This is a genomic window from Bosea vaviloviae (genome assembly GCF_001741865.1).
Classification (GTDB): domain Bacteria; phylum Pseudomonadota; class Alphaproteobacteria; order Rhizobiales; family Beijerinckiaceae; genus Allobosea; species Allobosea vaviloviae.
On sequence record NZ_CP017147.1, the window covers coordinates 4,121,722 to 4,146,154 of the forward strand.

The window sequence follows — 24,433 nt, forward strand, 5'->3', positions numbered from 1 at the left end:
ATTGACACTTGCAAGTGTCGGACGCACGCTGGGCCTGCCTGACCAATGGTGTGGGATGGCGATATCGAGGCGCCCGGCTTTCCAGAGCTGGGCGCTTCACTCTCTTCGGGCTCTCTAGGTCATGGTCTGGTCTCCAATTTCCGAGACAAGGATTCCAGATGGCCTTGAAAGTGACGAGTCGGCTCAGTTGCGAAAGCTGAGTCATTCGAATCGTTTAGGGGCAATTCGGGATTCTGGCCGACTCGTCAGATGCTTAGCGCGTCGCGAGTTTGCGGCTCTGCCCGGCTGCGTTCAAGGATCGCGCTGTATTGCTCGATCCGGGCGCAAACTTTTTTCAGGCAAGGGAGAATTTTTCTGAGGATGCTCCAGATCGATTCGCATGCTACCGCGCTCGACTAGCCTGGGAATGCCGCCAAGGTTCCGCATGCGCGCGGATCGCCTCTCACCACCAAGGTCGTCGGCGTCTCGAACCATGTGGTTTCGATGATGAGAGCCACTTCAAATCGAGCGCGTTGAAGCAGCCACGCGTCGCCAGAAAGCTATGGCGACATTTCCTTGTCCGTCACAAGCTCGGTTCTGTCGGCGAATGCTCGTCGGGGACCGGCAATGCGCATCGCCCGAGGCGATACCAGCGGCTCAATGTGCGCGCGATCTTCCTATCTTCGCTTAGCCACAAGACCGGGCTGGTCGTTATGAACTGGTCACCGAGAATGGGATGACCGATGGACTCGCCCATCAGGATCGGAAGGTCGTTTAGCGGATCGACGCCCGGCAGCCAGTCCTCAAGCCCGACGGCGTCTTCGAGATCTGCCTCGCTCGGGCGCCATCCATCGCCAAGACGGCGCAGGTCGATCTGAGCAGACCGAAACTTTTCGATAAGTGTGGACATTCGTCCCGCTCCTGTTCTGAGGAGAGCCCGAGCTCGCGCAATGGGGCGAGGGGCAGCGTCAAGATCCGATGGGAGGTTGGCGTCCGGCCAAGCGAGGAGAATGCAAGGCCCCTTACGATGAGCCCAGTGACGCTCCGGGTCCGGGCTCAGGCTGAACTCAGACCTCGACGATGAGCCGGGGATTGAAGCTCGGATTTTCCCTGGCTCCGCCACGCTTGGGATAGCCGGCTTGGTTGGAGAGGATGTGTGTCCGGCCGACGCAGTAGTCGTGCGAACCGTGGTCGTGCCCATGGATCCACAATTCAGGCTGAAACTGCTCGATGATGCCGGACAGGTCGGAGCAAAACGCGGGAGCCAACTGGTCACCACGGAATTTCGGCTGGATCGATCCGGGGTGTGGAGCATGATGGCTGACGACGACCGTTGCGCCATCAAAGTGCTCGCCGAGGTGCTTCGTGATGAACGCCAATTCGCTGCGGTGAGTAGCGGCGGCTTGTTCCGGCGTGAAGGCCTTCCTCTTGCCGTTATCGACGATATGGATCAGCCGATGATCGTTCATGCCATGACGGGCCGCCAAGCGAGCGGCACGTGACCTCCCAAAGAGATTGAAGTCGGTCCACAACGTGGCTCCGATGAAGCGCACACCGCCAACCGCGAGGCAGCCAGGCGCCAGCATATGGATTCCACATTGCTCGGCGAGCGTGCGACCAGCCCGCAGGGCGGAATGGATTTCGTCGTGATAGAACTCATGATTGCCGGGCACGAAGATCGCTGGACGGCCCTTGAGCGGACCGTGCAGCTGCTGCTCAATCCATCGGATTGCCGCTGTGATCGGCCGCCCGATGTCACCAGCGAACACGGCGGCGTCGAACTCTCCCAAATCTTCAGGGAGAGCGAACGGCCCGAACTCCAGGTGAATGTCCGAAAGCACCAACAGGCGCATCGTTGTGTTCCTCTCGGTTGTGGGAAAGGTGATGGTCCCGCTGCCCGTTCTTGGGAGCTGGCTAGCGCAGTCGGGAGGCTGGAGACGGCGGTTAGCGGGCTCGGGATCTCGCCGGCGCCGTGACCAGGCGTTTCAGTCGTTCGAGCTCCGCTTGCTTCTGAACGATGATCGTAAGTGCCCCGACGATTACCTCGCGCTCCATTTTCCAGAGTGCTGCGAGTTCATCGGCGGCTTGGAGGAAACATTGAATTTCCGTCTCGGCGTCCGCTTGCTCGTCGTTGGGCGGTTCGCGGTCGAGGCGCATTACGACATCTTTCCGGAACGCTGCCGCGCCGGGATGGCCGTCTCCATATGCGCGGCTGCCTGTGCTCGCGCATCATCGACGGCAATGATCCGCTCGATTTCATCGCCCGAAAGATATCCACGCCGTTCGAGTTCGGCCGCGACCGTTCGCAACGTTGCCATGCGATCGATCAGGATATCAGCTGCTCTCTCTTCGGCTTCGTGGAGCTGCTTCCGAACGGCGGTCAGCAACCCGGGGATGTTGGCGAAATCATTCGCGATCTCGATGTAGACGCTACCAAATTGGCCCATACCGCAGCGTGCCTCGATCGCGCAGGCGAGGCCGGTGGCGCGTCCGAGGTCGGACGTTGGGAGCATGCCTGAGCCGATGCTGGCCTCTCCGAGCACGAGTCGTTCGGCGGCTCGGCCAGCGAGCAGCACTGCCATCTCCGCTTTGAGGCGCGCCAACGTCGCGGTGCCAGCGATGTTGTTTTCGATATGCAGCGTGCCGCCGAGATCGTGAATCGAGAGGCCAAGGATAGCTCCAGTCTGAAGCTCCCGGGCCACGACGGCATGCCCGACTTCATGAACGGCGATGCGCCAACGGTGCTCGGCCGGAATGGATGGCTGCCCACTCCTGATCTCGCCAAGCAGGTCCGAGATTGCCAGCGGACGCCTTTCCCGGCGCGCCGCTCCCTTCGCCCGGCGGACGATAGCCTCGATGTCGGCGCCGGTGGCACCTTGGCTGGCGATGGCCAACTGCGTCAGATCGGTGTCGGCCAACAGCTCGGCTCCGAGATGATATCGAAAGATCCGAGCCAGCGCTTGAACACCCGGCTTCTCGATGACGATCTCCCGATCGAGGCGACCGGCCCGTTTGATTGCGGGGTCGATCCGATCCGGATGGTTCGTCGCAGCGATCACCACGACACCGGATCGCTCATCGACACCGGCGAGCAATTCGAGGAGCAGATTGACGATCTGGCTCCAGTACTCGACGTATTCGCCACGTAGTTGTGCTCGATCCGAGATTCCGTCTATCTCGTCGATAAAAAGGATGCATGGGGCTTGGCGCCGTGCCTGAGCAAAGGCGTTGCGGATCGCCTGAAGGGTTCCCGACAGATAGCTCGCGGCGTTCCACTGTGCGACGGACGTTGCGACCAGTGGGACGCGTGCCGATTTGGCGAGTGCGCGCGCAAATTGGGTCTTGCCGACACCAGTCGGTCCTGAGAGCAAGAGCCCTTTGTGGTCGACTTCCTCCCACACGAGGCGCCCGGCCTTCAAGTCGGCCAGGTCCCTGGCCAGTTCTAGGCCCCAGTCCTTTGCCTTCCCGTACCCTTCAAGCTCTTCGAGCGAAGGGCCGCTTCCGAGGTGTTCACCCTTCCTCCGCACGATCTCGTCGAGCGCTTCGATACATTGATCCGCCGTTCGATAGGAGCGGATCGCCAGCGGCAGATCGTCCAACTCGATAAGGCGAACCAGGTCGGGATCGATGTGCGTTGTCGGTGTCGTCCCCGCGACGGCCTCGATGACGAGCGTCAGCGCACTTTCATCGAATGCGGGCAAAGTGAGTTTGTGTTCGACAGTGCGAAGGAGCGCCTGCGGGAGATGCCGAGCCGGATCTGGCGCAATGCCGATGATCGGCAGGCGAAGATGAAGACCGGACGAGACGCTTTGATTGCCTTTCTCGGGCCGGTCGTCCTTGCTCGTCCCGTCACGGACCACAAGCAGGGCCGCTCCGTCTCGATGTGGCGATTGCAGGTTGCTCTGGGGTCCGAAGACCCGCGCATTTGTCGGCAGCGCACAGCGGGTGACGATGTCCTCGGCCATCTGAACCGTGTCCGGTGAGTGCGTTGCCAGAGTTACGACCGGGGCCTCGCGGCGCAGCCGCCGGGCCAGCCCTGGCTCCGCCTCGATTGCTCTCGCGACGAGGACAGCAATGGCTGCAAGATCGGGACGCAGTACGATCCGGCTATTATCTGTGCGTCCGCCATCGAGATCGTCCAGGAGATGCTCGATCGCGTCACCCTGAGTGCTACGCAGCATGGGTTTGATCATGGCGCCTTCCTCGCGCGCCAGGATGTCGAGGTAAGCTCGCGCCAATAGATCGCGGGAACCTTCCAGCGAGCCGGAGGTCGGAGTAGGTTTGGGCTTGCGAGGCATGAGATCTCCTGCAGGCACTCGGCCTGTGCTCACAAATGGGAGGATTTCGGTGGGGCCTATTCGTCCGTTAAAAATGCTGCCTTGGCAGGGCGCGCGGACGGAATGTGCGCTCTGGCCAATATTTGGCTCAGGCTTGGTTCGTTAGCTTCAGCAAAAGATCCGGGTCAATTACGAGTTCGTCGAATTCATCGTCGATGAATTCAGCAACAAACTCGCTATTGCTTATCCTGGTTCTGTTCCCTTCTTTCAGTGAAGCCTTATCTCGGCCAGAACAGCGTAGATGGTAGCGCGGATTTGATCGGGGAGGTGGAGAAGGGGATACACGACGTGCGTGATTCATGCGGCGTTCTGCTGGCATGCGAACCTCCGTTACGCGTTTGATGTGAGCTTCATTGCGCAAAAACGGCAGCGCAAAACGTGATGGGAGCTGCGTCGGCAGATTATAGCTTCGCCAATCTTCGTCGGCGAAAGCGATGTAGCGACCGGACTAGGGCGGCTCGCCATCGATGCGAGCCCCAATCTCAGGGTGGCTACATTATATAAGCGCATAATGTGCGCTTTCAATCATAAAATTTTAGGTAACGCATTTACTTATTATTATGGTTAACGCGATTGCGAGCTGCGGCCGAGTGAATGCGCAGGGATTCCCTACGAGCGATCAACGCTCTTCGAGCCAACGCCTCATCGCGGCGGCAACTATCCCGTCCGACCATCCGGCTGAGCAGGCCGATTTTATCAGGCTGTTGAGGGCAGGAGACAACGCGGCTGCGGCTTCTTCAACTGCGGCGTCATCGACGTCGTTGATGCTGACTGTTCTGGTTGGCGCGCGCACCTTGCTGCTCAGAGCAAGCTGCAGCAGTTCTGCGATGTAGGCTGGAGGGCCCTTCGCGCTCCAGTTTTGTACCGTCCGTCTGGATATGCCGAACGCCTGCGCGAGTTCGACCTCCGTCAAGCCAAGCTGACGTCGGATTGCGCGAAAAGCGTCGGCAGTTATGACAGATTGATTGGGCAGAGCGAGCGCCCCTCAGGTTGTGCCGCGACTGGCTGCATCAGCACGATCACTATGCTGAGTATGCCGATTCTTTCCACGGGCACCAAGGACGGTAGGTTTAATCCGTTCTCTTGGGGCTAGGAGGAAAGGATTGATTGTTGCCCAACCAGTTGAAATATTCGAGCAGCTTCAACACGTTGATCTGCTTCGGGAGTTTTCCGCGCCGCGCGCCGTCTTGGGGAAGGAGGTGTCGAAGTTTTAGGATGCGTAGAAGGCGTTCCAGGCTGGGCGCCAGGCAAGTCGTTGCCCGTTGCAAATTCTCGATGCCCGCCTCGAAAAAAATGGCCTCGACCAAGCGCAAGGGCAAGCCCGAACATAAGGCGAAGCAATAGCTGCACGTTCGTTGTCCCTCGATCGAAAGGAGGCTTTGACGACAGCCCGTTTCGAACCGCCGTTTCCAGAGCAGCAACAACCGATGCCTGGCTTCACAGACGCAACATAGGTCTCGTCGCGCTTCTGCCATTGGCCGTCAGGGCGCTGAAACTGCGTGCGTGAGCTCACCGCTCCCCGTCGAAATCCATCACCAGTTTCTTCGCCATCTCGGCCTCCTGATGCAGGCACACGCGAGGCAATCGGCTTCTTGAACTCGCTGATCAATCTGCCCGACGACGATTGCATTTATCCCCCTGTCATTCCTGCCAACTTACCATCTTCGCCGTCACTCCAAACTCACGCAGGCAGCGGGCGGCGCTCAACTCGGCCGCATTGAAAATTATATCCTGAAATGATATATAGCAGGTCGATTTTTGGAGGCTGTCATGGAAACGATCACTGCCACGAAGGTGGTGTCCAACGAGCACATTCTTGGCGGAACGCCCGTCGTTAAGGGAACTCGCGTGCCGGCTGATACCGTGCTGGCCGAAATTCGCGGCGGGGCAGAGGATTTTGAGATTTTCCGCTCGTACCCTTCGCTTCCTCATGACGCGATCAAGGTTTGCTTGGACTGGGAGAAGGCCGGGCGGCCTCTGTGAACGATCCCTTTCTGATCGACGAGTGCCTGTCCCTCGACCTGGTCGCTCTCGCTAAGACACGGCACCACTACGCGACACATGTGGTTTACCGCGGTCTGCAGGGAACGCTCGACCCAGACCTGATCCCGGTCATTCAGAGCGGCGGGTTCGCATTCGTCACCAACAATGCGCGAGATTTTCTCGCGCTCTACGCCAAAGAGGACGTTCACCCCGGTCTTGTCATCATCATTCCCGGAAGCATCGGGAGAGAGAAACAGGTCGAGTTGTTCGGGCGGGCGCTCGACAAGATCGAGCCGCTGCCGGAATCGTGAACAAGGTGGTCGAGGTGTTTTCCGACGGTAGTGTGGAGGTGAGGGATTGGCCGGATCCGAACATCCCCAAGCCGCCGGGGACTTGATGACTGTCGCCGGAGCGGAGCAGACGGCTCTACTCCGCGTACTGACCCCGGAGAATCGCCGGCTGCTCAACCTGATTTACTCCGAGAAGCCGTCAAGCGTGGGTGCGTTGTGCAAGTTGGCCAGCAGGGCCCAGCCTAATGTCTCGCGAGCTCTTGCAGCTTTGGAAGAAGCAGGCCTTGTCAGGATGGTTGGGGCGCGGCCGAAACGACCAGAGCTCGCTGCGCGATTTATCGTAATCGATCTGCTCGACGAGGAGCGCTGACGCTTCGCGTAAATAGAGGAAGAAATATGACGGCCGCTGTCCGATCATCTCGGGCATCTGCGCCCTGCCGATCCTTCTGCCCATGTTCTTCATCGGGCTCGGCGTGCTGGTCACCGGGATCGGGAAGCTACTGTTTTGGGGCTTCGCTCTCGCCCTCGTGGCGGTGCCGGCCTTGTTCGTCATTGAGAAGATCGCGTCCGGAATTATACCGGGCCGGCGATGTTCGCGGGCGTCTGTGGACTGGTCGTCCTCCTGAGCTATGCGGGCGTGTGCTTCACTGAACTCCAATTTTGGAAGCGGTTCTGTTGACAGTCCATCGGGTGTTTAGATTTACTAAAAGGAAGGGGGCCGGAGAGCCCCCTTTTTTATGGGAGCGCGCTCCTGTCGCCGAAGGAACGACAATATGAGCACCGCCACAAAATGGTTCTTTGGATATCGCCTCGCGGGAACCTCGGCTCAGCAGCCGGGCGCGTGGGTCGCCTGCGGTCCCTTCGATGGTTACGATAAGGCCATGGCCGATCGGAAGATGATGAAGGCTGCCGACGCAGAGGTGACGACGCCTTTCCAGTCGACGTCGAAGGAAGAAGCCCGCAAGACGCTCTGAAGTCCGCGATCGGCGAAGTTCCAAACTCAACCCTTCGTGCGGATATCTGCGTGCCTCAGAAAGCGAGGCACCCATGAAGATCTTATTTCCCTACGAAGTGGACCAACCCGATCTGTTTCGCCACTGGCTTCCACTATCAGCCTTGCGCGGTCGCGAATTTATACCCGCCGAGGAATGCCGCTGCGATCCCAAATGCAACCGCCCATCCATCGGCAAAGAAGGCATGCAGCGGCCTGAACAAATCAAAGAACAGGTCGCTGAGACTCGTACCGAGCGCGAAGACCACGGCGGCGGCTCCTAGACCGAAAAATATCACGCGGAGGGCTTCAACCCGGCTCCACGGTCTAGTCAGCCACTTCATCATTGCCTCTTCGGGTGAGTCGATCGCCCGGCGCTTAAAAATCAGGGGGCCGAATGGCCTCCTTTTTTGTGGATACTTTCAACGCTTCGTCGGGTCCACCCCCGGGGGCAAGATGCCGATATTGAGATAGTTCACCGTGAAGTGGGTTTTGCCATCGTCTCCAATCTCGGCGTTTGACGATGGCTGCGAGCGGGTAGATCGCGAGCGTCGCCATGTCGTTCGAAAAAGCAGGCAGAGATCAGCATGCTCATGCCAAACACGGTTGACCACTGCGTCGGCCCCCTCGGGCAGCGGAGCCTCCAGTGAAAGCCAGATGCCCCGGCCCGTGGTGGTCTGCCCGCCGCTACTGCCAGCAGGAACGCGGCCGACAACCTGGCGGCCGGAACCGAGAGCAATGCCATCGCCGGCCATCTTCCATTACACCTATTTGATCGGTTCCGGCGTGATGCTGGCTGCGTGGTTCGTCGCGACGCTCGGGCTGCCGCTCGTACGGCAGCCCGCCTCGTACAGTGATGTACCGAAGACTTAGGTAATCCCTGTTCTGCTGGGCTCCCACATCTCAGCTTCGCTGCTGTTGATTGGCTCCGCTGCCGCATCAGACAACCCATACCCCTTGATCAGGGCATAGATCGCCGGGATCACCACCAGCGTCAGGATGGTCGAGGAGACCATTCCGCCGATCATCGGAACCGCGATGCGCTGCATCACCTCGGAACCGGCGCCCGTACTCCACAGGATCGGGATTAGGCCCCCCATGATGGCGACGACCGTCATCATCTTGGGGCGGACGCGCTCGACTGCACCGAGCATGATGGCTTCCTGCAGGTTGGCACGGGTGAACGGGAGGCCTTCGCGCGCCTGCCTTGCCTTCACCTCCACCAGGGCATGGTCGAGATAGATCAGCATGATCACGCCGGTCTCGGCCGCGACGCCGGCAAGCGCGATGAACCCGACCACCACCGCGACGGAGAGGTTGAAGCCGAGCCACCACATCAGCCAGAGGCCGCCGACGAGCGCGAAGGGCAGCGACAGCATCACGATCAGCGTCTCGGTCAGGCGCCGGAAGTTTAGGTAGAGCAGCAGGAAGATGATCAGCAGCGTCACCGGCACCACAACCGCGAGCTTGGCCTTGGCGCGTTCGAGATATTCGAATTGACCGCTCCAGGTCACATAGGAGCCGGGCGGGAACTGGATGCTGGCTGCGACCGCCGCCTTGGCGTCGGCGACATAGCCGCCGAGATCCCGGTCGCGGATGTCGACGAAGATGTAGATCGCTAGCTGGCCGTTCTCGGTGCGGATCGTGGTCGGCCCGCGCGCCAGCTTGATCGAGGCGACCTCGCCGAGCGGCACCGTGCCGCCGCCAGGCAGGCCGACCAGAACTTCACGCGCGATCGCCTGGGGATCGCTGCGATAGTCGCGGGGATAGCGGATGTTGACGCCGTAGCGCTCGCGGCCCTCGACCGTCGTCGTCACGGTCTCGCCGCCGAGCGCGGTCGAGATCGTGTCCTGGACGTCGCTGACCATCAGGCCGTATCGGGCGAGCGCATCGCGATCAGGCGAGATGTCGAGATAGTAGCCGCCGATGACGCGCTCGGCATAGGCACTCGCCGTGCCCGGCACAGCCTTGACCACGGTCTCGATCTGGCGGGCGAGTTTCTCCATCTCGACCAGGTCGGTGCCCAGCACTTTGATGCCGATCGGGGTGCGGATGCCAGTCGCCAGCATGTCGGTGCGCGCCTTGATCGGCATGGTCCAGGCATTCGAGACGCCTGGGAATTGCAGCGCCTTGTCGAGTTCCGCGATCAGGCCGTCGACCGTGAGCCCCGCCCGCCATTCGGCCTTGGGCTTGAGGTTGATCACGGTCTCGAACATCTCGGTCGGAGCCGGGTCGGTCGCCGTCTCGGCGCGGCCGGCCTTACCATAGACCGAGATCACCTCCGGAAAGGTCTTGATGATCCGGTTCTGGATCTGGAGGAGTTCTGCTGCCTTGGTCACCGACAGCCCCGGCAAGGTCGTCGGCATGTACATCAGTGTGCCCTCATCGAGGTTCGGCATGAACTCGCTGCCGAGCTGGCGCGCGGGCCAGATCGACCCAGCGAGCGTCGCGAAGGCCAGCAGGATCGTCACAGTCTTGGCCCTGAGCACGAGCCCGATCAGCGGCCGGTAGAGCCAGATCAACACGCGGTTCACCGGATTCCGGTGCTCGGGAACGATCTTGCCGCGCACGAACAGAACCATCAGTGCCGGCACCAGCGTCACCGAGAGGATAGCGGCCGCCGCCATGGCGAAGGTCTTGGTGAAGGCGAGGGGGCTGAACAGCCGCCCTTCCTGCGCCTCCATGGTGAAGATCGGTAGGAAGGACACGGTGATGATCAGCAGGCTGAAGAACAGCGCCGGACCGACCTCGCTTGCCGCCTCGATCAGCACATCGATCCGGGGCTTGCCGGGCGGGGCACGTTCGAGGTGCTTGTGGGCGTTCTCGATCATCACGATGGCAGCGTCGATCATCGCGCCGATCGCGATCGCGATGCCGCCCAGGCTCATGATATTGGAGCCGAGGCCAAGCAGCTTCATCATGCCGAAGGCCATCAGGATGCCGACCGGCAGCATCAGGATTGCCACGAGCGCGCTGCGGACATGCAGCAGGAAAACGAAGCAGACCAGCGCGACGATGAGGCTTTCCTCGATCAGCGTCGATGTCAGCGTCTTGATCGCGTCATGGATCAGGTTCGAGCGGTCATAGACCGGGATGATCTCAAGGTCCTTGGGTAGGCTGGCGGCCATGTCGGCGAGCCGCGCCTTGACGTTCTCGATCACGCTGAGCGCGTTCTGGCCAAAACGCTGCAAGGCGATGCCGCTGGCGACCTCGCCCTCGCCGTTGAGCTCGGTGATGCCGCGGCGCTCGTCGGGACCGAGTTCGACACGCGCCACGTCCCGGAGCAAGACCGGCGTGCCGTTGTTGACCTTGAGGACGACGTTGGAGAGATCGGCGACGCTTTTCAGGTAGCCACGGCCACGAATGATGAACTCGAACTCGGAGAGCTCGACCGTGCGGCCACCCACATCCGCATTGCTGCCGCGAATGGCATCGCGGACCTTCGACAACGGGATGTCGAGCGAGCGCAGCCGAATGGGATCGACCACGATATTGTACTGCTTGACGAAGCCGCCAACGCTGGCGACCTCGGCGACGCCCTCAGCCTTGGCGATGCCGAAGCGGATGTTCCAGTCCTGCAGCGAGCGCAGATCCGCAAGCGACCTGTCCTTGGCCTGCAGCGCATACTGATAGACCCAGCCGACCCCGGTTGCGTCGGGGCCCAGCGTCGGCGTTACGCCGGCAGGGAGCTTGCGAGCGGCGGCGTTGAGGAATTCGAGCACGCGCGAGCGGGCCCAGTAGATGTCGGTGCCGTCCTCGAAGATGATGTAGACGAAGGAGACGCCGAAGAACGAGAAGCCACGCACCACCTTCGATTTCGGCACCGTCAGCATGGCCGTTGTTAGCGGGTAGGTGACCTGGTCCTCGATCACCTGCGGCGCCTGGCCCTTGTATTCGGTGTAGACAATGACCTGCGTGTCCGAGAGATCGGGGATGGCGTCGAGCGGCAGCGTCTTCAGGGCGTAACCGCCCGAAGCGATGGCGAAGACCGTGCCGATGAAGACCAGCATCAGGTTGCGTGACGACCACGCGATAAGCTTGGCAATCATGGCTGCTTCTCCCCGCTATCGAGGCCCTGGAGCGCAGCCTTCAGATTGCTTTCGGCATCGATCAGGAAGTTGGCGGAGACCACGACCCTGTCGTCGGCGGCAAGGCCCTCCATGATTTCGACACGGCCGGCGCCGTGGCGCCCGAGTTTGACCTGGCGTGGCTCGAAACGGCCCTCGCCCTTATCGATCAGGACGATCTGGCGCTGGCCGCTGTCGATGACGGCGCTGTCCGCAACAGAAAGAACCGGCTTGTTGGTGCCCGTTGCGATCTGCGCCTCGACATACATGTCTGGCTTCAGCACACCCTCCGGGTTGTCGAGTTCGACGCGAATGCGGCCGGTGCGGGTCTCCTTGTTGATCTGCGGGTAGACGAGCGCGATCTTGCCGACGAAGCTCTTGCCGCGCATGCCGCGCGGGGCAACCGTCACCTCCTGGCCAACCGCGACCATATCGAGGTCGCGCTCGGCCAGATCTATCTGCGCCCAGATCAGCAAGGTGTCGGCGATCCGGAACAGAACGTCGCCTGGTGCCGCCCGCATGCCGTTCACGGCTGTTCGCTCCAGGATGACGCCGTCCTGCGGCGCGGGCCATGCGATAGCCACAGGCACCTCGCGCATCCGCTCAATCGCGCTGAGGGCAGCATCGGGAACGGCGAGGTTCTCCAGCCGCCGTCGTGCCCCCTTCAGTCCCTGCGCCGGGATCGGTCCGTCGGCGCGCCCGTTGAGAACCGAGACGTATTCGGCGGCTGCGCTCGACAATGCTGGGCCGTAGACCCGCATCAGCGGTTGGCCCTTGCGCACGGTCGAGCCCGTGGTGACGTTCTCGACCGCTTCGACAAAGCCCTCGAAACGCAGGGCGACGACCGAGACACGGCGCTCGTCGAGTTGGATCGTGCCCAGCGCTCGCACCGGCATGCCGAGCGGGGCCAGCGCGACCAGCTCGGAACGCACCCCGGCCTTCTGCAGCTTGCCGGCGCTGACCTTGACGGTGCTGCCGTCTTCCTCCTCGCCATCGTAGACGGGGAGATAATCCATCCCCATCGAATCCTTCTTCGGCGTCGGCGAGGTGTCGGGCAGTCCCATCGGATTGCGGTAGAATTTGATACGCTTGGCATCCGTCGTCGCCGGCTGGTCGGCGCTTGCGGGTGGTTTTTCGAACTGGACGTCCTGGCTTGCGCGCACCGGCAGGTAAGCCTTGCCGGCTCCGGTCTTGGTGGGAACGGCGGAGAAAGCTGCAAGCCCGTCGGGATGGCGATAGTAGATGACCGGCCCGGTTCCCGTCGGTTCGGCACCGGCCCTTGCAATCGGGACCTTGGCGCCTGGCAGCCAGCCTGGCAGCGGCATGTCAGAACGGCCGGCCATGATGCCGGCGATTCCGGCGGCGGCGATGGCAAGAACGATCGCGATGAGCGCGAACAGCTTTCTCATGGCGCTTCTCCAGCGATCGGCTCGAAATGGGTGTGCTCGGCGGCTGCAGCCGGAGGCAGCCACGGCAGGACCGTGGCTGCTCCAGGCATCACGAGCCGGATAATCCAGCTCGCGTAGTTCATGGCAGCGCCTTGAGGATCAGGCGGCTTTCGAGCGTATCGGCCTCGCCCTGGATCTTGGCGCCTAGCGACAGGCGCCAGCCGCCTTCCATCGTGAGATTGACCTTGAAGCGATAGACGCCCGGCTCGGTGCTCGGCATCGGCTCGATCGAGGTCTTCATCGCCTCCATGCCGTCGGGCTGCATGTCGAGCCGCGTCGCGAAGATGATCGCCTCGGGCACGGGCTTGCCATCAGACTTGCGGAGCAAGCGCACGGCGACGATCCCGTCGCCCTTCTTCATTTCCTTCGCGACGAGCTGAAATTCGTAGTCCTTGATGTCTGCGTGAGCGACTGTGCTTCCCAGACTCAGGGCGAGCGCCAACAGCGCGGCCCTGCGGGCACGCGAAAACGTGTTGAACAGCATGATATGTCTCCAGATTCGATGATTCCGCGCCATGCGAGTGGCAGGCGGATTGCGATACGGGCCGATAGCGGCGCAGCGCCCGGAGCAAGCCGGGCGTCCGCACCGTGTCAGCCGGTCATGGAATCAGGAGCGGGGAGGTCGTGCTGGCGGGCTCGGCTGGAACTCTGGCCGACCGAGATCATCGAACCCGATATGAACCTGCGGGGTCTCGTAGACGACGAACTCCGTGGACACCGCGGCAGGAGCGACGAAGACGCTGGCGACCGCGCAGTAGGCGGCGAACGGGCAGGGCGCTCGCATATCTGGGGCGCTGCTATTGTCCGCAGTCGAACCGGACTGCATCATCATGGCGCAGTCCGACACGCGCGGCATCGCCATCGCTGCCGGGGTCCAGCCGGAAACGATCAGTCCCACGATGATAGCGGCGCGCATAGCGATCCGCAGGGCCACATGGACGATCATTTTGGAGTGATGGCTGATTATATCGTCGGGGACAAGAGAAACGCCGCCCGTTTGACATGAATGTGAGCAGGATCGGGCGGCCGCTGACGTAGGCCGACTGAATATCGGAAATGCGCTCACGTTCGCGCATGTCGAGCACAGGACACGGTGCGAGCGGCTCGCTGGTGCGCCGGGCCATCAAGGCGGAGAGGATGTTCTCCAACCTCGTCGGGTCGGCTATCTTGCGGCGCAGCTGTATCAGGTGCCGGATCGTTATGTCCTTCACCTCTGCGCACGAGCTATGCAGTGGATCTTTCAGGATCAGCAGCCATATGCTGAGCCTCCCCTCCAGAAGCTGGCGCGGTGATGCTCATGCAACTTGAATCGAGGCTGACCTGTCCTCACTGCGCCCACCAGGTGACCGAGTCGATGCCAACCGACGCCTGCCAGTTCTTCTACGAGTGCAAGGGGTGCGGCGTGCTGCTGAGGCCATTGGAAGGCGACTGCTGCGTGTTTTGTTCCTATGGCACGAATCCCTGCCCGCCAATTCAAGCAGCCGCTGATGGCTCCGAAATGGGGGCGGTTTGCTGTGGCGTTGGAGGTCTTGCCCCTGCCGATTCCGGACCTTGATTCCCTACTGCTGTGCCCCCTCACCAGCTCTGGCGTGTCAAATGGTGGCAATGACGTGGATTGAGAGCGCGAAAGGCTGGGCACGCAGGATCAAGCGTGACGTCATCGCGCTTTGGATCGCCGCACGTGATCCGCGGACCCCTATGCTGGCGAAGATCATTGCTGCGGCCGTTGCCGCCTATGCGCTAACTGATCATGGCCAGCGCGCGCATGAGAGGCGCCGATCCGGACTCATTGCCGAATATGTGGCTTCATCGCCGCTATAGCGATAAACCACGTCGGGAAGCATCGCGCCCATGTAACAAGCTATCAATGGATTGAGGCGACAGCCGTCTAGAGGCGAACGGTCCGAAGCCTAATCGCGTTTGAGATAACGCTGACAGACGATAGTGCCATGGCAGCGGCGGCGATGATCGGCGACAGCAGGATACCGAAGACCGGATAGAGCACCCCGGCTGCGATCGGAATGCCGGCGGCGTTGTAGACGAAAGCGAAGAACAGGTTCTGGCGGATATTGCTCATCGTCGCCTGCGACAGGCGCCTGGCCCGCACAATCCCGTTCAGGTCGCCCTTCAGCAGCGTCAAACCCGCGCTCTCGATGGCGACGTCGGTACCCGAGCCCATGGCGATCCCGACGTCGGCCGCCGCCAGCGCCGGCGCGTCGTTGACGCCATCGCCGGCCATGGCGACGACCCGCCCCTCGCGCTTGAGCTTCTCGACGACGACGCTCTTCTGCTCCGGCAGGACGTCGGCTTCGATCTCGGTGATACCGAGCCGACGCGCCACGGCTTCCGCCGTCGTCCTGTTGTCGCCGGTCAGCATGACGACCCGGATGCCTTCTTCCTTCAGCGCGGCCAGGGCTGACGGCGTCGAGTCCTTGACCGGGTCGGCGATGGCGATCGTGCCTGCGGCGCGCCCGTCGATGCCGATGAAGATCGCGGTCGCGCCCTCGCGCCGTAGGTCGTCGGCAGTCTTCGTGAGAGGGCCGACGTCGACACTGTACTCGGCCATGAATGCGGCGTTGCCGAGTACCACTTTGCGGCCGTCGACCGTCCCAAGCGCGCCCTTGCCAGTCGGTGAGTCGAACTCGGCGACACCCGACGTCTCGATGTTTCGGGTGACGGCAGCCGCCACGATGGCGACAGCCAGCGGGTGCTCGCTGGCCTTCTCGACACTGGCCGCGAGCCTGAGGATCTCCGTTTCGTCGAAGCCCTCGGCGGCAACGATTGCGGTGACAGCCGGCTTGCCCTCGGTGAGCGTGCCGGTCTTGTCGACGACAAGCGTGTCGACCTTCTCCATGCGTTCCAGCGCTTCGGCGTTTTTGATCAGAACGCCGACTTCGGCGCCGCGTCCCACGCCGACCATGATCGACATCGGCGTCGCCAGACCCAGCGCGCACGGGCAGGCGATGATCAGCACGGAGACAGCCGCCACAAGGCCGAACGCCAGTCGCGGATCCGGCCCCCAGATCGCCCAGGCGCCGAACGCGAGGAGCGCCATTGCGATCACAACGGGGACGAAATAGCCCGCGACCTGATCGGCGAGGCGCTGGATCGGGGCGCGGCTGCGCTGCGCCTTGGCGACGAGCTGAACGATCTGCGCCAGCATGCTGTCATGACCGACGCGCTTCGCCTCGATAACCAGGCTGCCCGACTGGTTCATCGTGCCGCCGATGACCCGATCGCCGACGGTTTTCGTGGTCGGCATCGACTCACCGGTGACCATCGATTCATCGATGGAGCTTCGCCCTTCCACGACGTCGCCATCGACCGGGACTTTCTCGCCGGGCCGGACGCGCAGTCGATACCCGACCGCGACGGCATCGAGCGTGACCTCCTCCTCACCGCCATCGTCGAGGATGCGGCGAGCTGTCTTTGGGGCAAGGTCGAGCAGAGCCCGGATGGCTCCGCTGGTGCTCTCGCGGGCACGCAGTTCCAGGACCTGTCCGAGCAGGACGAGCACGGTGATCACGGCAGCGGCTTCGAAATAGACCGCGACCGAGCCGTCCATGCTTCTGAACGCTGGTGGGAAGATCGCCGGGGCGAGCGTGGCGACGACGCTGTAGATCCAGGCTACTCCCGTTCCCATAGCAATCAACGTGAACATGTTGAGGTTGCGGGTCAGGAGCGACTGCCAGCCGCGCTCGAAGAACGGCCAACCCGCCCAGAGCACGACGGGCGTCGCCAGAGCGAGCTGGATCCAGTTGGACAGGTTGCGGGGGATCAGGTGATCGAGCCCGGTCAGGTGCCCTCCCATCTCGATTGCGAATACTGGCGCCGTCAGAACCAGCCCGATCCAGAACCGGCGCGTCATGTCGATGAGCTCGGCGTTGGGCTTAGCCTCGGCGCTGACGACGACCGGCTCCAGCGCCATGCCGCAGATGGGGCATGCGCCTGGACCGACCTGCCGAATTTGGGGATGCATCGGGCACGTATAGATCTCGCCTTCCGAGGCTGGCTCGGTCGCCCTTGGCTGTGCTGTCGAAAGGTATTTTAGAGGTTCCGCGACGAATTTCGTCTGACATCCTGAAGAGCAGAAGTGATAAGGCTTGCCCTCGAACTCCGCATGATGAGGCGTCGTCGTGGGATCGACGGACATGCCACAGACCGGGTCCTTCACGTCGGGCGATAGATTTGGGCTTGCGAGGCCTCGGCCGTGGCTTTTCGGCATAGCGCTTGGCGTATGCCCCGATGAGGACACCGTTTTCGGTTCCGGGGAAGCGACGTGGTCGTCATTCATGGCGAGCCTCTAGTCGGTTGTCCGGCTGATGAGCCGAAAGGTCAGACGCGATCCGACGATGGTCTGACTATGCTTCGGTCGGCGGCCGCGCGTCATTTGGGTTCTGCGATGCGGAATCCCCGCTCATTTCGACGCGCATCGCCAGCCACATGGCCAACGCAGACACGACGATCCATTGCAGCAGAAGCCCAGTCGAAATCCGAACAAGTCAAGGACAGGCATCCATTCGGAATAGGCAAGACGTTCGGACGACGGTGTTGAGCTGTCCGCTGAAGCCGGCATAGGTATGGCCCACAATCACGGTCATCGCGGCAGTCGGCAAGAAGCGGTTTGCCGGCGACCAGAACGTGCGCGAAGACGATGGTCAGTGTGGTGATAACTCCGTAGCCCGGCGGTGCAGTGGGCGATCGCATCCCTTGCTCACGCAGGGTTCCGGTGGACCAGATTGTATAAAGTGGCAGTTGCGCTATCTCCCAGACAAGATGGCAGTAGCGCTGCAGCCAGGAGAGCCAGTTTGGTCATGGCCTTGTGTCCTTTCTGACCGGCAGGTCGGCGAAGGACGCAACCGATAAACGCCCATTCAAGCGCACGACCGGCAGGAAGCCTCAAGTGAGACATCCTGCCGGTCTAAACGGCGGATCTATCGCGTTGACGGTGACCTCGGTCGCGGGGTCACTTCCCCTTCGACTTCAACCATGTGTCGATCACCGCGATTTCCTTCTCCTGAGCCGCGACGATCTCGGTTGCCAGCTTCTTGGCTTGAGGATCCTTGCCGTTGGCCAATTCGACCTTCGCCATAGCAATCGCGCCTTGATGGTGCCCCTTCATCTGCATCATGAAGTCGATGTCGGCGTCGCCGGTGAACGTCATCGGCATCGCCTGCATCATCCCCATCATCGATTCCTTGTAGCCCTTGGTGGAGGCGGAATCAGATGCCGCCGGCTGCATCATTTTCATATGCATGGCGGGGTCCATGACCGGCTTGGTAGCAGGCTGCTGCGCGATCGCGGCGGTGACGGCGAGAGCCGAGGAGAGTGAGATCAGTGTCATTCGGAGCATGGTGCTATTCCTTGATTTGACTGAGGGTTCAGTGGGACGGCGCGTTCTCTGGGGCGGACGCGTCGACTACGCCGCCATCTGCCGGCACCTTTCGGCGCAGGCGCGACAGGCCTGGACGCATGCGTCCATGTCTCCGATGCGCTCACATTCGCTCGCGCAGTCGGCGCAGATGTCGGCGCACTCGGCGCAAAGGTGCTTGTGATGACGCGAGCCGATGATCATGACATGCGCGGTGGCGCGGCATGTTTCGGAACAGGCAAGCATGAGCTTGATGTGATCGGGCGTGGCATGCTCGCCGCCGACTTCGAGGCAGTGCCCGGTGCTCATGCCGAGGCACGTCTGGTAGCAACTCAGGCAGGTGTCGATGCAGGCCTGCATGTGCGGATCGGTGTGGTGCATGGTTCGGACTCCGGTCTTCTGGACGGCGTTGTTCCGTCCAGAAGAGACGCATCGCGAAGGCGTCGTGTTCCGGTCTGTTACAGTTTGTAACACTCGTGTCCGTTGCAGCAGGAAGGCGGTCGCACTCTGGCGGGCGGGCGAGCTCAAAGACCTGCGATTGCGCACTTTTTCGAGGTCGGGTTGATCACGACGTCAGCCTCGAGGAAATCTGCTGAATCGACAAGCAGATCGACTGCGGTCCTAGCGGGCGGCCATAAAAACGATTGACCATTGCTGGACGATCCTCGTCGACGGCGACAAGGCGTGACTTCAGTGGCTGGCGAAGACGCTTGCCGAACCGTCCACCGCGATGAGCATGGTCTGGAACGCCTCCGCCGTAGCGCCGCCGACCTCCATCCCCGGTGAGCCGACTGGCATGCCTGGCACGGCAAGGCCGCGGGCTCTCGGCTTCTCGGCTAGCAACCGTGTTATGTCGGCAGCCGGCACATGACCTTCGATGAAATACCCGTCGACGAGCGCCGTATGGCAGGCTTCGTATGCTGTCGGTACGCCAGCCCGACGCTTCGCCTGCGCGAGATCATCCAACTCGATGATCTTCGTTGCGAAGCCCGCCTTTTCGAGATGACTGACCCAAGCCTTGCAGCAGCCGCAAGTCGGACTCCGGTAGGTGGTCACGACGGCGTCTGGCTGTCGGGCGATCACGTCGCCGATAGGAGATGCAAGAGCAAGCAGGCCGATGCCGACATGGCGGCGCGTCAGCATGTGTCTCTCCTCGAATTGCTTATGCTTCGGGGGCTCAACCGCGATCCCCATGGTCGAACTTGTTCCGAGCGGCGCAGACGCCTCTGACGCATGTCACGATGATCACTTTATGAGAGGTCGAGAAGCAATTCGCGCGGTATGTGGCCGTGCCGTCGCGATCCGAAAGTTTGTCTATCGTGGCCGTTGGGCAGCCTGCTTCGACCAGCACCGACTGAAAGTTTCCGTCGTTCGCCTTCGCCTGAGCGGCAAAGGCGAACGATGCCGCACCAGCCAGGATGCAGGCGGCGAGCTTGACGGCAGGCCTCCTGCGATCCCGGCCGCCAAGCAGGCGGGTATCTATCACTTCTGGATCTTCGTCACCGTGATCTGGCCGTTGACGCGCTCTGCCGTGAACTTGACCTTGTCGCCAGCCTTGATGGTCTTGAGCATGGCCGGGTCGGCCGCCTTGAACACCATCGTCATGCCGTCCATGTCGAGGTTCTTGATCGGGCCATGGTCGAGCGTGATCTTGCCCTGCTCGACATCGATCTTCTTGACGGTGGCGCTGACCAGAGGGGCGTCCTGGGCCAGAACCGGACTGGCGAGTAGCGCGGTCAGGGCGAATGCGGAGAAAATGGTACGCATGGTGGATCTCCTTGATGATCTGAAGGCGAGCAGCGTCACTTGACGATGATCTTGCCGGTCATGCCGGCTTCGCGATGGCCCGGGATGAGGCAGGAGAAGTCGAATTCCCCGACCTTGGTGAACTGCCAGACGATCTCGCCGGTCTTCTTCGGCATAAGGCGCTTGGCGTTCGGGTCGTCATGCTCCATGTCGGGGTTCTTCTGCATCTCGATCGCGTGCTTGAGGTTTTCCTCAAGCGTCGCCAGCACGAGTTCGTGATCGAGCTCGCCATTGTTGCGCATGACCAGCTTGATCTGCTCCCCACGGCGGACCTCAATCCGGTCCGGGATGAAGGCCATCTTGCCGTCCCTCTCGCTCATCGTCACCTGCACAAGCCGCGCCGGCTTCTTGGCGTCGCCTGGCTTGCCGTAAGCGGTTTCCTCGGCTGCTCCATGGCTGTGCCCAGCACCGCCGGGCCCAGCCAGGCCAATGCCCGTCGAGAGCGCCAGAGCAGCGATCGCGCTTAGGCTAATCAGTCTTATCCGCATCATCTTAGGTTCCTCATTTTGAAAGAGAGAGTTCAGTGATTGGAATGGCCCCCCGCCTTGGCGGGTATGGGTGTGCCGTCGGCGGCAAGCGCAGGCTTGCGCGGATCCTTGACCTGCCAATCGACAGAATCGAGGCCGCTGTCGGGACCGCTCGTGCGCGGCGCCTCCGCCAGTTTCTGGCCCTTGTATTCGAAGGCGACAGTGCCTTCCGGGTTCTTGAACCAGCCGGGGTCCTTGTAGTCGTTGGCAGCCAGCCCCTCGCGGACCTTCACCACCGAGAACATGCCTCCCATCTCGACGGGACCGAACTGGGCATAGCCGGTCATCATCGGAAGCGTGTTTGCGGGCCCCTGCATCTCCATCGACCCCATCTCGCCCATGCCGTTGGAACCCATCGGCATGTAGCCGGGAGCGATCTTCGCGATGCGCTTGGCCAGGTCCTTCTTGTTCACGCCGATATAGGTCTTCACCGAATGGCCCATGGCGTTCATCGTGTGGTGCGATTTGTGGCAGTGGATCGCCCAGTCGCCCGGCTCGTCGGCGACGAAGTCGAAGGCTCGCATCTGCCCGACCGCGCAGTCGATCGAGACCTCGGGCCACGCCGCCGCCGGATCGACCCAGCCGCCATCGGTGCCCGAGACCTTGAATTCGTAGCCGTGCATGTGGATCGGATGGTTGGTCATGGTCAGGTTGCCGAAGCGGATCCTGACCTTGTCGTTCTTGGCGACGACGAAGGGGTCGATTCCGGGGAAGGCGCGGCTGTTCCAGGTCCAGAGGTTGAAATCGAGCATCGTATTGACCTTGGGCACGTAAGAGCCGGCCTCGATGTCGAAGGCGTTGAGCAGGAAGACGAAGTCGCGATCCACGCGACGGAAGGCGGGATCCTTCGGATGGACGACGAGGAAGCCCATCATGCCCATCGCCATCTGCACCATCTCGTCGGAGTGGGGGTGGTACATGAAGGTGCCGGAGCGGCGCATCTGGAACTCGTAGACGAAGGTCTTCCCGGGCGGGATGTGCGGCTGGGTCAGACCGCCGACGCCGTCCATGCCGTTGGGAAGGCGCTGGCCGTGCCAATGCACGGCGGTGTTCTCGGGCAGCTTGTTCGTGACGAAAATGCGGACGTTGTCGCCCTCGACCGCCTCGATGGTCGGCCCCGGCGACTGGCCGTTATAGCCCCAGAGATGCGCCTTCATGCCCGGCGCGATCTCGCGGATCACCGGCTCGGCGACGAGATGGAACTCCTTCCAGTTGCCGTTCATCCGCCAGGGCAGGGACCAGCCGTTCAATGTCACGACGGGTTGGTAGTCCGGGCCTGTCGTCGGCGCCTTCGGCGCTTGCGTTTCCGGGCTTTTGGTCGAGGCCGCTTCCGGGATGCTGGCCGCCTGTGCGCGGCCGCTGACGAGGCCGCCGGCCGCGACGACGAAGCCCGATGCTCCGACGAAGCCTCTGCGTGATAGCGTCATGGCTCTCTCCTGTCAGATCATTAATGGGCCGGGGCGCCGCCATCGGAGGCGGCGGCAACCGCGCTTCCGGGGGAGCCTCCACCGCTGCCGCCGCCGCCGATGACGACATGTTTCAAGTCGACGGACGCGATCCAGAAATCGCGCCGCGCTTCGACCGCCTGGGCGTTGCTGAGAATCCGCGCCCGCGCATCGACGATCAGCGTCGTCACGTCGATCAGCATGCCGCTGTACTGCAGCAGGGACTCGTCCTGGATCACCTTGCGCAGCGGCAGCACCTGGTTCTGATAGTGTCTGGCGATGTCCCAGGTGCCGCGATAACCGGTATAGGCCTCGCGCGCCTCGGAGCGGATGTTCACGGCCTTTTCAGCTAGGCGATTGGCGCTGGCGAGATAGGTTTGTTCGGCTGCTGCGACCTTGGATTGGCCGAAATCGAACAGTGGGATCTCGAATTCGAGTTCGAGTGTCTTCAGGTTACGCTTCTCGCGATCGACCTGGACGGCGCCATCGCCATCGACGGTGAAGGTATTTTTGCGGTCCGCCGTACGACGTCCGAGCAAGTCGACATCGTTGACGAAGCGCGTCGCCTGGGTGAGGCCCAGCCTCTTAGCGAGGATGTCGAGATCGCCGCGCGCGATCTGGAGGTCGAGCCGCTTCTTCAGAGCCTGCGCCTCGACCTCCTTTGCAGACTGCAGGCGAGCGGGCAGGGGCGGCAGGCTCGCAGGAAGTCGCAGCGCCGTGTCTCTGCCCCAGAGCCCGAGCAGACGGATCAACCGCTCACGCTCGACCTTCTGCTGCAGCTTGGCCTTGGCAAGCTGCGCTGTGGTCTCGGCATAGAGAGCGTGCTCGCGCGCCTGTTCGAGCTTGTTCATGCCGCCGGATTCCCCCAGCCGCTTGATCAGTTCCGAGGTTGCCTCCGAGGTCGCAACTGCCTGCTGTAGATAGCCGACCTGCTGGTTGGCGGCCACGGCGCGATAGAACTGGCGGCGCGTGTCGGCTGCGAGCTTGAATGTGGCGTCGGCCGCCTTGAGCTGCGCATTTCGGAAGGTATCGGCGGCGATCTCGCGTCGCGCCGGCAGGGTCGCGAGCGCGAACAGGCTGGCCACAACAGTGCGCTCGATCTCCGTCTCCAGCCGCCCGGTCAGACGCGAGACCGCGAAGCGCGGATTGGGCGGCAGGCTCGCCGCCACCATCTGGGCCTCGGCGAGGCCGAGGTCGTTATACGATGCCTGCAGGCCGCGATTGTTCAGCAGGGCGATCTGCACGGCCGCATCGGCCGAGACCGCGCCCTTCAGAAGCTTTTCGACACGGGCCTGCGCGGAGATGGCGTCGGCCTCGTTGCTGATCTTGACGGCATCCTTGTCGAGCTCCGACAGGGCCAGGAACTGTGCCGTGCCGACGCCGCCATCGGGCGAGAAGGACGCGCAGCCGCCAAGGGCAGCGGTCAGGGCGATGAGCGAGAGGGCGTGTCGGATACGCTGGAGTCTGATGGAAGCGGTCACGTCAGTTCCCCTTCGGCGTGACTTGACGGTTCAGCTCTTCCCAGCCTTTGGGCTCGACCGGGCGGAAGGTTTTCACACCTCCCGTCACAGGCCGGTAGGTGAGAGCAGGAACGCGTACCGAGGCGTCGGCCGGGCTTGGACCCGTCGCGATCACCGGAAGCGCGGCGCAGGCGCCCAGCAGGGTTCCGGCAGCGACAAGCGCGGCCAGCGGCCGAACGCGCACGATGAAGCATCGACCTCGGGATTGGGGAACGGCAGGCAAGAATGGCATCGGCGACGGTCGTTTCCGCTCGTGAATCGGGCTGACATGAAGCTACCCGATGCGGCCGGAACTGTGTGTTACATCGTGTTTCAACGACTCGCAGAGCGCGGGGCAGAGGCTATTTGACTGCCTTGCCGCCGAGCGCGCGATAGAGCGTCTCGATGCCGTCGCTGTAGGTAGCGGCTGGAAACTTATCGCAGAATGCCCGGACGAACGCGATCTGCGCGGAAATCGGAAAGCTCTCGGGCGTGAGTGAGAGGCCATCGTCGACACCGGCAGGCGCGGTCAGCAGGATGCCGCTCATGTAGCCTTGCCCCCACGCGAAATATTCGCGCTCTTCAAGGGGCCTGTCGGCTATGCTCATCTTGAACTGCGAGCATGACGCCGTGCCCGTACCGACGATGGCGACGGTTTGTGACATCGCGCCGGAGGCAGAGACCCAAGTC

At 62.2% G+C, this 24,433-nt stretch carries 26 protein-coding genes; 5 read left to right on the top strand and 21 right to left on the bottom strand.

The features are described from left to right. Positions 1-562: 562 nt before the first annotated feature. The 5 genes from BHK69_RS18815 to BHK69_RS32205 form a co-directional block, all read right to left on the bottom strand. A complete protein-coding gene (locus BHK69_RS18815; protein WP_069691430.1) occupies positions 563-889 on the bottom strand; it encodes a DUF6634 family protein in 327 nt (108 codons plus the stop codon). A gap of 157 nt (positions 890-1,046) precedes the next feature. Continuing rightward, the gene (locus tag BHK69_RS18820; protein WP_069691431.1) at positions 1,047-1,832 is read right to left on the bottom strand and encodes a metallophosphoesterase; all 786 of its coding nucleotides are present in this window, start codon (positions 1,830-1,832) and stop codon (positions 1,047-1,049) included. 91 nt (positions 1,833-1,923) lie between these two features. Further along, positions 1,924-2,136, bottom strand: coding sequence for a hypothetical protein (locus BHK69_RS18825; RefSeq protein ID WP_069691432.1), 213 nt, complete (start codon positions 2,134-2,136; stop codon positions 1,924-1,926). Further along, complete coding sequence (locus tag BHK69_RS18830) at positions 2,136-4,277, bottom strand: AAA family ATPase (protein WP_083269539.1); 2,142 nt, start codon at positions 4,275-4,277, stop codon at positions 2,136-2,138. The genes BHK69_RS18825 and BHK69_RS18830 overlap by 1 nt, the downstream gene beginning before the upstream one ends. A gap of 658 nt (positions 4,278-4,935) precedes the next feature. After that, positions 4,936-5,229 (bottom strand): hypothetical protein, encoded by a 294-nt coding sequence (locus BHK69_RS32205; protein WP_158516242.1) that lies wholly within the window; start codon positions 5,227-5,229, stop codon positions 4,936-4,938. An 857-nt stretch (positions 5,230-6,086) separates the two neighbouring features. Here BHK69_RS32205 and BHK69_RS18845 point away from each other — a divergent pair. The 4 genes from BHK69_RS18845 (at position 6,087) to BHK69_RS18860 (ending at position 7,563) form a co-directional block, all read left to right on the top strand. Further along, positions 6,087-6,299: a DUF433 domain-containing protein gene (locus tag BHK69_RS18845; protein WP_069691436.1), complete on the top strand. Its 213-nt coding sequence runs from the start codon at positions 6,087-6,089 to the stop codon at positions 6,297-6,299. Then, on the top strand, positions 6,296-6,610 hold the full coding sequence (locus BHK69_RS18850; protein ID WP_244548244.1) for a DUF5615 family PIN-like protein: 315 nt from the start codon (positions 6,296-6,298) through the stop codon (positions 6,608-6,610). The genes BHK69_RS18845 and BHK69_RS18850 overlap by 4 nt, the downstream gene beginning before the upstream one ends. 85 nt (positions 6,611-6,695) lie before the next feature. Beyond that, positions 6,696-6,959: an HVO_A0114 family putative DNA-binding protein gene (locus tag BHK69_RS33630; RefSeq protein ID WP_069691437.1), complete on the top strand. Its 264-nt coding sequence runs from the start codon at positions 6,696-6,698 to the stop codon at positions 6,957-6,959. Between the two features lie 403 nt (positions 6,960-7,362). Further along, the gene (locus BHK69_RS18860) at positions 7,363-7,563 is read left to right on the top strand and encodes a hypothetical protein (RefSeq protein WP_069691438.1); all 201 of its coding nucleotides are present in this window, start codon (positions 7,363-7,365) and stop codon (positions 7,561-7,563) included. A 136-nt stretch (positions 7,564-7,699) separates the two neighbouring features. On the opposite strand, the gene BHK69_RS18865 is transcribed toward BHK69_RS18860, so the two are convergent. The 6 genes from BHK69_RS18865 to BHK69_RS18885 all read right to left on the bottom strand — a co-directional run bounded on the left by BHK69_RS18865 (position 7,700) and on the right by BHK69_RS18885 (position 14,041). Beyond that, positions 7,700-7,924: a hypothetical protein gene (locus BHK69_RS18865; RefSeq protein WP_148663497.1), complete on the bottom strand. Its 225-nt coding sequence runs from the start codon at positions 7,922-7,924 to the stop codon at positions 7,700-7,702. 78 nt (positions 7,925-8,002) lie between these two features. Continuing rightward, complete coding sequence (locus tag BHK69_RS32210) at positions 8,003-8,335, bottom strand: hypothetical protein (RefSeq protein ID WP_148663498.1); 333 nt, start codon at positions 8,333-8,335, stop codon at positions 8,003-8,005. Positions 8,336-8,449: 114 nt separating this feature from the next. Beyond that, positions 8,450-11,629, bottom strand: coding sequence for an efflux RND transporter permease subunit (locus tag BHK69_RS18870; RefSeq protein WP_069691440.1), 3,180 nt, complete (start codon positions 11,627-11,629; stop codon positions 8,450-8,452). Beyond that, a complete protein-coding gene (locus BHK69_RS18875) occupies positions 11,626-13,056 on the bottom strand; it encodes an efflux RND transporter periplasmic adaptor subunit (protein ID WP_083269541.1) in 1,431 nt (476 codons plus the stop codon). Before BHK69_RS18875 ends, BHK69_RS18870 begins: the two co-directional genes overlap by 4 nt. A 118-nt stretch (positions 13,057-13,174) precedes the next feature. Further along, positions 13,175-13,579 (bottom strand): FixH family protein, encoded by a 405-nt coding sequence (locus tag BHK69_RS18880; protein ID WP_069691442.1) that lies wholly within the window; start codon positions 13,577-13,579, stop codon positions 13,175-13,177. A 123-nt stretch (positions 13,580-13,702) separates the two neighbouring features. Continuing rightward, positions 13,703-14,041, bottom strand: a complete 339-nt coding sequence (locus BHK69_RS18885; RefSeq protein ID WP_069691443.1) for a hypothetical protein — start codon at positions 14,039-14,041, stop codon at positions 13,703-13,705. Between the two features lie 351 nt (positions 14,042-14,392). On the opposite strand from BHK69_RS18885, the gene BHK69_RS33200 reads away from it, so the two are divergent. Then, the gene (locus BHK69_RS33200) at positions 14,393-14,650 is read left to right on the top strand and encodes a GDCCVxC domain-containing (seleno)protein (RefSeq protein ID WP_148663689.1); all 258 of its coding nucleotides are present in this window, start codon (positions 14,393-14,395) and stop codon (positions 14,648-14,650) included. Positions 14,651-14,983: 333 nt separating this feature from the next. On the opposite strand, the gene BHK69_RS18890 is transcribed toward BHK69_RS33200, so the two are convergent. The 10 genes from BHK69_RS18890 to BHK69_RS18935 form a co-directional block, all read right to left on the bottom strand. Then, positions 14,984-17,320 (bottom strand): heavy metal translocating P-type ATPase, encoded by a 2,337-nt coding sequence (locus BHK69_RS18890; RefSeq protein ID WP_069691444.1) that lies wholly within the window; start codon positions 17,318-17,320, stop codon positions 14,984-14,986. Between the two features lie 741 nt (positions 17,321-18,061). Next, a complete protein-coding gene (copM, locus tag BHK69_RS18895; RefSeq protein ID WP_199578945.1) occupies positions 18,062-18,364 on the bottom strand; it encodes a CopM family metallochaperone in 303 nt (100 codons plus the stop codon). Between the two features lie 150 nt (positions 18,365-18,514). Further along, entirely contained in the window at positions 18,515-18,847 is a 333-nt protein-coding gene (locus BHK69_RS18900) for a four-helix bundle copper-binding protein (RefSeq protein ID WP_069691446.1), read from the bottom strand. A gap of 309 nt (positions 18,848-19,156) precedes the next feature. Beyond that, positions 19,157-19,609 carry a DUF411 domain-containing protein gene (locus tag BHK69_RS18905; RefSeq protein WP_199578948.1) on the bottom strand — a complete coding sequence of 151 codons (453 nt, stop codon included), beginning with the start codon at positions 19,607-19,609 and terminating at the stop codon, positions 19,157-19,159. 34 nt (positions 19,610-19,643) lie between these two features. Then, positions 19,644-19,952 (bottom strand): hypothetical protein, encoded by a 309-nt coding sequence (locus BHK69_RS18910; protein WP_069691447.1) that lies wholly within the window; start codon positions 19,950-19,952, stop codon positions 19,644-19,646. Beyond that, positions 19,949-20,233, bottom strand: coding sequence for a copper-binding protein (locus tag BHK69_RS18915; protein ID WP_069691448.1), 285 nt, complete (start codon positions 20,231-20,233; stop codon positions 19,949-19,951). Before BHK69_RS18915 ends, BHK69_RS18910 begins: the two co-directional genes overlap by 4 nt. 35 nt (positions 20,234-20,268) lie before the next feature. After that, on the bottom strand, positions 20,269-20,760 hold the full coding sequence (locus BHK69_RS18920; protein WP_199579271.1) for a cupredoxin domain-containing protein: 492 nt from the start codon (positions 20,758-20,760) through the stop codon (positions 20,269-20,271). 32 nt (positions 20,761-20,792) lie between these two features. After that, positions 20,793-22,226 (bottom strand): multicopper oxidase family protein, encoded by a 1,434-nt coding sequence (locus BHK69_RS18925; protein ID WP_069691450.1) that lies wholly within the window; start codon positions 22,224-22,226, stop codon positions 20,793-20,795. A gap of 20 nt (positions 22,227-22,246) precedes the next feature. Then, entirely contained in the window at positions 22,247-23,725 is a 1,479-nt protein-coding gene (locus BHK69_RS18930; protein WP_069691451.1) for a TolC family protein, read from the bottom strand. 380 nt (positions 23,726-24,105) lie between these two features. Next, positions 24,106-24,408, bottom strand: coding sequence for a hypothetical protein (locus BHK69_RS18935; protein ID WP_069693792.1), 303 nt, complete (start codon positions 24,406-24,408; stop codon positions 24,106-24,108). Positions 24,409-24,433 lie beyond the last annotated feature (25 nt).

Coding starts and splice junctions, on each gene's coding strand:
- BHK69_RS18815 (WP_069691430.1), bottom strand. CDS start 889: ATGTCCACACTTATCGAAAAGTTTCGGTCTGCTCAGATCGACCTGCGC.
- BHK69_RS18820 (WP_069691431.1), bottom strand. CDS start 1,832: ATGCGCCTGTTGGTGCTTTCGGACATTCACCTGGAGTTCGGGCCGTTC.
- BHK69_RS18825 (WP_069691432.1), bottom strand. CDS start 2,136: ATGCGCCTCGACCGCGAACCGCCCAACGACGAGCAAGCGGACGCCGAG.
- BHK69_RS18830 (WP_083269539.1), bottom strand. CDS start 4,277: ATGCCTCGCAAGCCCAAACCTACTCCGACCTCCGGCTCGCTGGAAGGT.
- BHK69_RS18845 (WP_069691436.1), top strand. CDS start 6,087: ATGGAAACGATCACTGCCACGAAGGTGGTGTCCAACGAGCACATTCTT.
- BHK69_RS33630 (WP_069691437.1), top strand. CDS start 6,696: ATGACTGTCGCCGGAGCGGAGCAGACGGCTCTACTCCGCGTACTGACC.
- BHK69_RS18860 (WP_069691438.1), top strand. CDS start 7,363: ATGAGCACCGCCACAAAATGGTTCTTTGGATATCGCCTCGCGGGAACC.
- BHK69_RS18865 (WP_148663497.1), bottom strand. CDS start 7,924: ATGAAGTGGCTGACTAGACCGTGGAGCCGGGTTGAAGCCCTCCGCGTG.
- BHK69_RS32210 (WP_148663498.1), bottom strand. CDS start 8,335: ATGGCCGGCGATGGCATTGCTCTCGGTTCCGGCCGCCAGGTTGTCGGC.
- BHK69_RS18870 (WP_069691440.1), bottom strand. CDS start 11,629: ATGATTGCCAAGCTTATCGCGTGGTCGTCACGCAACCTGATGCTGGTC.
- BHK69_RS18875 (WP_083269541.1), bottom strand. CDS start 13,056: ATGAGAAAGCTGTTCGCGCTCATCGCGATCGTTCTTGCCATCGCCGCC.
- BHK69_RS18880 (WP_069691442.1), bottom strand. CDS start 13,579: ATGCTGTTCAACACGTTTTCGCGTGCCCGCAGGGCCGCGCTGTTGGCG.
- BHK69_RS18885 (WP_069691443.1), bottom strand. CDS start 14,041: ATGATCGTCCATGTGGCCCTGCGGATCGCTATGCGCGCCGCTATCATC.
- BHK69_RS33200 (WP_148663689.1), top strand. CDS start 14,393: ATGCAACTTGAATCGAGGCTGACCTGTCCTCACTGCGCCCACCAGGTG.
- BHK69_RS18890 (WP_069691444.1), bottom strand. CDS start 17,320: ATGCCGAAAAGCCACGGCCGAGGCCTCGCAAGCCCAAATCTATCGCCC.
- copM (WP_199578945.1), bottom strand. CDS start 18,364: ATGGACCCCGCCATGCATATGAAAATGATGCAGCCGGCGGCATCTGAT.
- BHK69_RS18900 (WP_069691446.1), bottom strand. CDS start 18,847: ATGCACCACACCGATCCGCACATGCAGGCCTGCATCGACACCTGCCTG.
- BHK69_RS18905 (WP_199578948.1), bottom strand. CDS start 19,609: ATGCTGACGCGCCGCCATGTCGGCATCGGCCTGCTTGCTCTTGCATCT.
- BHK69_RS18915 (WP_069691448.1), bottom strand. CDS start 20,233: ATGCGTACCATTTTCTCCGCATTCGCCCTGACCGCGCTACTCGCCAGT.
- BHK69_RS18920 (WP_199579271.1), bottom strand. CDS start 20,760: ATGCGGATAAGACTGATTAGCCTAAGCGCGATCGCTGCTCTGGCGCTC.
- BHK69_RS18925 (WP_069691450.1), bottom strand. CDS start 22,226: ATGACGCTATCACGCAGAGGCTTCGTCGGAGCATCGGGCTTCGTCGTC.
- BHK69_RS18935 (WP_069693792.1), bottom strand. CDS start 24,408: ATGTCACAAACCGTCGCCATCGTCGGTACGGGCACGGCGTCATGCTCG.